At 69.3% G+C, this 7,091-nt stretch carries 7 protein-coding genes; 4 read left to right on the top strand and 3 right to left on the bottom strand.

Going from position 1 to position 7,091, the window contains the following annotated elements:
• Positions 1 to 41: 41 nt before the first annotated feature.
• Complete coding sequence (locus tag MJ783_RS19510; protein ID WP_239312396.1) at positions 42 to 260, bottom strand: hypothetical protein; 219 nt, start codon at positions 258 to 260, stop codon at positions 42 to 44.
• Between the two features lie 14 nt (positions 261 to 274).
• A complete protein-coding gene (locus MJ783_RS19515; protein WP_239312399.1) occupies positions 275 to 784 on the bottom strand; it encodes a molybdenum cofactor biosynthesis protein MoaE in 510 nt (169 codons plus the stop codon).
• A gap of 152 nt (positions 785 to 936) precedes the next feature.
• Here MJ783_RS19515 and MJ783_RS19520 point away from each other — a divergent pair, with 152 nt between their 5' ends.
• The gene (locus MJ783_RS19520) at positions 937 to 2,325 is read left to right on the top strand and encodes a zinc-dependent metalloprotease (RefSeq protein ID WP_239312402.1); all 1,389 of its coding nucleotides are present in this window, start codon (positions 937 to 939) and stop codon (positions 2,323 to 2,325) included.
• A 236-nt stretch (positions 2,326 to 2,561) separates the two neighbouring features.
• On the opposite strand, the gene MJ783_RS19525 is transcribed toward MJ783_RS19520, so the two are convergent.
• Complete coding sequence (locus tag MJ783_RS19525; RefSeq protein ID WP_239312406.1) at positions 2,562 to 3,380, bottom strand: enoyl-CoA hydratase/isomerase family protein; 819 nt, start codon at positions 3,378 to 3,380, stop codon at positions 2,562 to 2,564.
• A gap of 481 nt (positions 3,381 to 3,861) precedes the next feature.
• On the opposite strand from MJ783_RS19525, the gene MJ783_RS19530 reads away from it, so the two are divergent.
• The 3 genes from MJ783_RS19530 to MJ783_RS19540 form a co-directional block, all read left to right on the top strand.
• Positions 3,862 to 4,014: a DUF5679 domain-containing protein gene (locus tag MJ783_RS19530; RefSeq protein ID WP_239312409.1), complete on the top strand. Its 153-nt coding sequence runs from the start codon at positions 3,862 to 3,864 to the stop codon at positions 4,012 to 4,014.
• A 334-nt stretch (positions 4,015 to 4,348) separates the two neighbouring features.
• Positions 4,349 to 5,572, top strand: coding sequence for a ThiF family adenylyltransferase (locus tag MJ783_RS19535; RefSeq protein ID WP_239312412.1), 1,224 nt, complete (start codon positions 4,349 to 4,351; stop codon positions 5,570 to 5,572).
• 84 nt (positions 5,573 to 5,656) lie between these two features.
• Positions 5,657 to 7,091: AarF/ABC1/UbiB kinase family protein (locus MJ783_RS19540; RefSeq protein WP_239312415.1), on the top strand; the 1,435-nt coding region annotated here is incomplete at its 3' end.

The raw sequence follows: 7,091 nt of genomic DNA on the forward strand, positions 1-7,091 counted from the left end.
CGCCGGGCTGGCCCGGCGACATGAGCGACATGGGGGTCATGTCACCGTACGGACTGATCACGTGGAACGCCCATGGGCCGTGCGAGCGCGGCCATGCTGCGACGGTAGCCCTCCACGGTGATCAATGCTTCGGGTTTGCGTTCCGGGCGTGACCGCAACGCGAGCCAGACGAGAGTGATGAGGACGGCAATTGGCGGGATGAGCAGAAACCACATGGCGGCCTCGGCGTCGAGACGGGGAAGAAGGGAGGCGGACACCATCGTAGGTGCCCCGTTCAGCAGGCGCCTACCCACTCCGACGAACCGTCTGCAAATACCTGGCGCTTCCAGATCGGCACGTGTTCCTTGACGTCGTCAATCAGTCGCCGGCAGGCCGTGAAAGCCTCGGCGCGGTGCGTGGCCCCCACCGCCACAACCACGGCGATGTCGTCGACACCGAGCAGCCCCACCCGGTGGGTGACAGCCACCGCCCGGACCGGATGGACGGCGGCCACGCCAGCGGCCACCCGTACGATCTCGCCGCCGGCCCGTGGATGGGCGGTGTACTCCAGCGCGGCCACGCCACGCCCGCCATCATGATCACGTACTGTCCCGACGAAAACGGCGACCCCGCCCACGGCAGGCCCGCGCACGGCCTTCAGGCACTCGTCGACCGACAGCTCCCGTTCGCGGATCGCCGCGATGACGACCTGCCCGGCAGTCCTGTGTTGCGCCTCCTGCCCAGCATGGATGTGGCCCACGATCCGACCGTAGGGGATCCGCCTGACCGGCGTCATCATCTTCATCAGCGGACGTTCGGGCGGGCGATCCAAACCGTTCCAGTAGTCGTATCGTGATGTCGTTTCGGCATCCGCGGGAAAACGCACTACCGTTGGTGCATGTCCGGATCCATGGGCCCTGGGCCTCAACTCGCATCCACCCGGCAGGGACGCCGACGATGAGCGGCGGCTTCCCCTTCGGGTTCACCCCGGGTGACTCGTCCTCGCGCGGTGCCTCCGGCCCGCCGTCCGGCGGCGGGGCGCCGTTCTTCGCCGAGCTGGAGCGGCTGCTGGCCTGGCACGACGGGCCGGTGAACTGGGAACTCGCACGCCAAGTCGCGGTACGTGCGCTCGGCGACGCTGACCGTGCCGTGTCCGACAGCGAGGTCGAGGAGGTTCGCCAGGCGGTCCGGCTCGCCGACATCTGGCTCGATCCGGTGACCACGCTACCCGCCGGGGCGACAACCGCCGAAGGATGGACCCGCAACCGGTGGATCGAGGTGACCCTGCCGGTCTGGCGGACATTGTGCGATCCGGTGGCGACCAGGATCGCCGAGGCCATGCGTGGCGGGATCTCCAGCGGGCTCGCGCAGATGGGTGACGCGGGCGGCGGGCTGCCGCCCGAGTTCGCCGCCCAGCTTCCACCAGGCATCGACCTGGGCCAGCTGGCGTCCGCGAGTGGGCCGATCATGAACATGATCAGCCAGGTTGGTGGAATGTTGTTCGGCGCTCAGGTCGGTCAGGCGATCGGCCTGCTCGCGAGTGAGGTCGTTTCCTCCACGGATGTCGGGCTGCCGCTCAGCCCGCCGCGTACCGCCGCGCTCGTCCCCGCGGGTGTCGAGGCCTTCGGCTCGGGCCTGGGGATCGACTCCAGCGAGGTCCGGATCTACCTGGCATTGCGCGAAGCGGCATCCCAGCGTCTGTACGGCCATGTCCCATGGCTACGCGCGCACGTTCTCGGTGCGGTCGAGGAATACGCGCGAGGCATCGCGGTCGACTCGGAAGCGGTTTCACGGGCGATGGAGATGATCGACCCAATGCGGATCATGGATCCGGCAAGCCTGCAGGAAGCCCTCGGCGAGGACGTCTTCGACGAGGCGACCACGCCTGAACAGACCGCGGCGCTGGCCCGCCTGGAGGTGATCCTCGCCCTGGTCGAGGGGTGGGTGGAGACGGTCACCGACGCCGCCGCCGCGAAGAACCTGCCCGCCGCCTCCAGGCTGCGGGAGATGGTACGCCGCCGCCGCGCCGAGGGCGGGCCGGCGGAGCAGACCTTTGCGACGCTGGTGGGCCTCAACCTGCGCCCGCGCAAGCTGCGTGAGGCGGCCGCGCTGTGGCAGGCCGTGGCGGACGCCCGGGGGATCGACGGACGCGACTCCCTGTGGGCGCATCCCGACCTGCTTCCGAACGCCGACGATCTCGCTGACCCGCGGGGGTTCGCCGCGGGCGACGCCAACACGGTGGGCGATCCGCTCGCGGAGCTGGAACGGCTCCGCGACACCCCCGCCCAGCAGGAGCCACCGCGGCCACAACCGCCGGATGACGCAGGCCCCGGAACCGCCGGATGACGCAGGCCCCGGTGACGCACCCACCAATGCTCCGCGTGGCGGTCGTTGACCGCCACCGCTGTGCGGCCATAGCTTGACGGACACGAAGCCCCCGGTCATTCGGAGGACCCTCCAGAAGGGGAAGCTGGAGAGCTCGGCCGCGTACCGGGGGCTTCTTCATCACACTGGTACCTGTGTGTCACCCGGCTTGACTGCCAGCCGTCGGCTGTCAGCCGTCGGCTGTCAGCTCCGCGCTGTCAGCTGCCGATCATGGCCGCATCCGGTGCCGTGGTGGTGACAAATGACGGCGGGCGGCGGTCCAGCTGGGCCTGGATCCCCTCAGCGGCCTCGCCGTTGGCCATCGTCGTCGCCTGTGCGAGCGCTTCCCACTGCAGCACCTGGTCAAAATCGTCAGCACCGCTCAACGCGACCTTGGCCAGCCTGGTCGCGACCGGCGCGGCCGCGGCGATCTGAGTCGCGGTGCTCACGGCGACGGCGACCAGGTCGGCGGCGGGCACCACCGCGTTGACCAAGCCGATCGCCGCGGCCTCGCGCGCGTCAACCGTCCGGCCGGTGAAAATCAGCTCCCTGGCCCGGACCGCGCCGACGGCCTCCGGCAGCAGCCGGGTGGCGGCCATCCCCGGATGCATCCCAAGTCGGGTGAACGGTGCGCAGAAGCTGGCATCCACCGACGCGAAACGCAGGTCGCAGGCAAGCGCGAGACACAGCCCGGCGCCCACGGTGGCGCCGTTGACCGCGGCGATCGTGGGCACTTCCACCGATCTGATCTTCAGCCAGCTCCGGTAGAAGGTGAGCATCTTCGCGCGCAGCCGGTCGACACCGGCCTCCCGGTTCGTCCGGGGATCGACCCAGTCGAGATCGCCACCGGCACAGAACGCGCTGCCCTGCCCCGTCACGACCACAGCCCGCACATGAGGATCAGCAATGATCTCGTCCAAAGCCCGCGACCAGGCTTCGGTGAGTGCCACGGTCATGGCGTTACGCCGCTCGGGCAGGGCCAGCGTCAACAACATGACACCGTCAGCGGGACGCTCGACGAGCAACGGTTCGGGCACGGTCGGCTCCTGGTATGGCGAAAAACATCGGTGGCCAGACGTCAGCCGGGTGCGCGGCCAGCGCGGTCGTGGACCCGCCAGGCCGGTGCTCCGGGACCTTCCCAACCCTAGCGGTCACCGCCGGAAGCCGGGGTTCCCGCCGGCTTGGCGAAGCCGATCTGGGAGGTCCATCGGCGGATGCCGGGCGGATGCGTCGCGAGGCGGCCCAGGCCCCGGCAGCGGTGTGCTACCGGGGCCTGGGGCAACGACGCAAGGCACCGGCAGGCACCGGCAGACCCTGGGCGAACGTCCGGCGGCGATCACTAGCGCGAGAGCCGTTCGCGCGCACCAGCGCCGGGCCGGCCGCAACATTCGTAGGCCCTGGTAGATATCAAGATCATCGAATCCGACAAGATAGCGACAGGGCGGCCTTCCGGGCCGGCCTTCTTCATCAACAACCCGCGGCCGGCCACCGGCGACCGACGGTACGAGGGGAGAACAGGTGGCAGAGACATTCGAGGGCTACTGCGTCAAGTGCAAGGACAAGCGGCACTACCAGGGCGAAATACGGGTGAGTGAGTCCGGGCGCCGGATGGCGCGGGGTACCTGCCCGGTCTGCGGCACAACGATCAACAGAATTCTCGGCAAGGCCTGAAGCACAGCGGCGAGTAGTGCCTGCCCGTATCCGCGAGATCGCTAAGACCTCGGGGATACGGGCAGGCACGATCAGGAGCCGGGCAGCGAGTGGGGCCCCGCCCCAGCGGCCCAGCGCCTCAGCGGACGACTGGCGACAGCGGCTCGCGCGGTGTGCTGTGGGGTTTTCTGGCGACCGTCATCCACCATCCACAGCTGTCACCATCCACAGCCGTCGCTCGACAATCCGGTCAAATACGACTGTTATCCACAGATCGTTATATATCGGTACACAACGCTGAACGGCATGAGACCGTCTGAGCACGATCTGGTCGCCTTCCGTGGAGGAGGACGCGATGCGCCCCATCCTCAAGCCCGGCCTGCGCCGCCTCTGGCGTGACGGGTCCACCCTGCAGATCGGTGTCGATCCGGTACGGGCGATCGTCCTCGGCGGGCTCACGGCGCGGGACGCCTCCGTGCTCGACGCCCTGGACGGCACCCGATCACGCGAGCAGGTGCTGAACTCGCTCGACGCCACCCACCGGGAACTCGTGCTTCTTCTGGAGAACACCGGCATGCTGGAGGACGCGGCTTCCGCCGACCACTCGCCGCTGTCCATGCTGGACCACGAACGCCTGCTGCCCGACCTTGCGTCGATCTCGTTAGGGTCAACCGACCCGGCCCATGTCCACCGCATTCTGCGGGCCCGGCGCCACGCACGGATACAGGTCCGCGGGGCAGGCCGGGTCGGGTCGCAGGTCGCGACCTTGTTGGCCGCGGCCGGGATCGGCTGCGTCGTCGTGGACGACACCGGCGTGACCAGGCCGGCCGATGTCGCGCCGGGCGGAGCCCGTCTCGATGACGTCGGACGCCCTCGCTCGACGGCGACGGCCTCGGCGATCGCCAGGGTCGCCCGCCCGCTCGCCTCTCACGGCCGCCGGCAGCGGGCTTGCGAACCGTTCCGCCCTGATCTCGTCGTGATCACTCCGGCTGGGGTTCCCGTCCTCCATCCACACGAGTCCATCGAGCTGGAACGCGTCGGCATCCCGCACCTGCTCGCCGGCATCCGCGAGACCACCGCCGTGATCGGGCCGCTGGTCCTGCCCGGTGTGACCTCGTGTCTGCACTGTCAGCACCTGCATCGCCGAGCGGCTGAGCCGGCCTGGCCGCTGCTGGCCCTCCAGCTGTCCCGCCGTCCAGACAGCGGGATCGACGCCTGCGACGTGACACTCGCCGCCGTCGCCGCTGGGATCACGGCAATGCAGGCACTCACCATGGTCGAATACGACGGGCGCAATGCCCGGCACGATAGACGTCGCAACGACGCCCGCACCCGGGCCTGGGGACAGCCGCACCCGCCAACCAGCGGCGATCTGCCGACCATCAACGGAACCCTGGAGATGGCCGCGGCCGAGCTCCGGGTCCGGCGTCGATCGTGGCCGGTACACCCCTCGTGCCCCTGCCGGAGCGCTCGATTACGCACAGAAACGAATCGTGACGAAGTCACCAAACAACCCACCGGCCGGCGCACGGGCGCCGACCGACCGGACCGGCCGGCGGCCACGTCGTCACCCACCTGAACATGTCCATTACAAAAAGTAAAAACGTTGCCCCGACCCACTGTCCCGCCTGCCTGCCGTCCGCCGAACAGGCACGATGGGGTTGTGTCCGAAATCCCAAAACGCGCGATCGTCAGAACCGCCAAACTGGCGGGTCTTCCGCTAGGCATCGCCGGACGGGCCACGGTTGGTATGGGTAAGCGGCTCGGTGGACGTCCCGCCGAGATCGTCGCCACGGAACTTCAGCAGCGCACCGCCGAACAGATCTTCCGGGTTCTCGGTGAGCTCAAGGGCGGCGCGATGAAGCTTGGCCAGGCGCTGTCGGTCTTCGAAGCCGCGCTGCCCGAAGAGATGGCCCGGCCCTACCGGGCGGCCCTGACAAAACTCCAGGAGGCAGCGCCACCCCTGCCTACGGCGTCGGTTCATCGGGTGCTGGCGGGCGACCTGGGCCCGGACTGGCGGACGATGTTCCGTGACTTCGACGACACGCCAGCGGCCGCGGCGAGCATCGGCCAGGTTCACCGGGCGGTGTGGGCGGACGGGCTCGAGGTCGCCGTCAAAATTCAGTACCCGGGAGCCGGGCCCGCGTTGCTCGCGGACCTCACCCAGCTCGCGCGCGCGGCGCGGTTGTTCAGCGCGCTGGCCCCTGGGCTGGACATCAAACCCCTGGTCGCCGAACTGAAGGAACGGATCATCGAGGAACTCGACTATCGCCTGGAGGCTGCCTGGCAGGCGGCTTTCGCCGAAGCGTTCCACGGCGATCCCGACATCTGCGTGCCCAGGGCCATCATGGGCACGCAGCACGTCCTGATATCCGAATGGATCGACGGCAGACCACTATCAAAAATCATAAGCGATGGCACCACCGCCGAACGCGACCGGGCTGGGCTGCTGCTCGTGCGGTTCCTGTACTCCTGTCCCGGCCGGGTCGGCCTCCTGCACGCGGATCCGCATCCGGGCAACTTCCGGCTGCTGGCGGACGGCCGGCTGGGAGTCCTCGACTTCGGCGCGGTCAATCGGCTTCCTGACGGGCTGCCCGAACCCATCGGCAGGCTCAGCCGGCTGGCGCTCCACGGCGATGCGGACGCGGTTATGGCGGGTCTGCGGGCGGAGGGATTCGTCCTGCCGACGGCGAAGGTCAGCGGCGCGGACCTCCTGGACTACCTCGTGCCCATCCTTGAGCCCATCGCCACGGAGGAGTTCCGTTTCTGCCGTGACTGGCTGCGCGGGGAAGCCGTCCGGCTGGGTGATCCCCGCTCCCCCGCGGCCCAGCTCGGCCGCCAGCTCAACCTGCCCCCGTCCTACCTGCTGATCCACCGAGTGACGCTGGGAGCGGTCGGCATCCTCTGCCAGCTCGGCAGCGCGGGGACCTTTCGCGCCGAGATGCAACGATGGCAGCCCGGCTTCGCCCCGCCAGGGTCCGCCGCGGCCGAGCATGCGCGCTGGGCGAACCGGCCCGGACGCGCGCTGCCGGCGCTCGCCGTCGAAACGGATCAGGAGCGTCCACGGCCGCCAGCGGCACCGGTCGCGCCGACGCCGG

The organism is Protofrankia sp. Cj3 (assembly GCF_917627355.1).
In the GTDB taxonomy this organism is placed as follows: Bacteria; Actinomycetota; Actinomycetes; order Frankiales; family Frankiaceae; genus Protofrankia.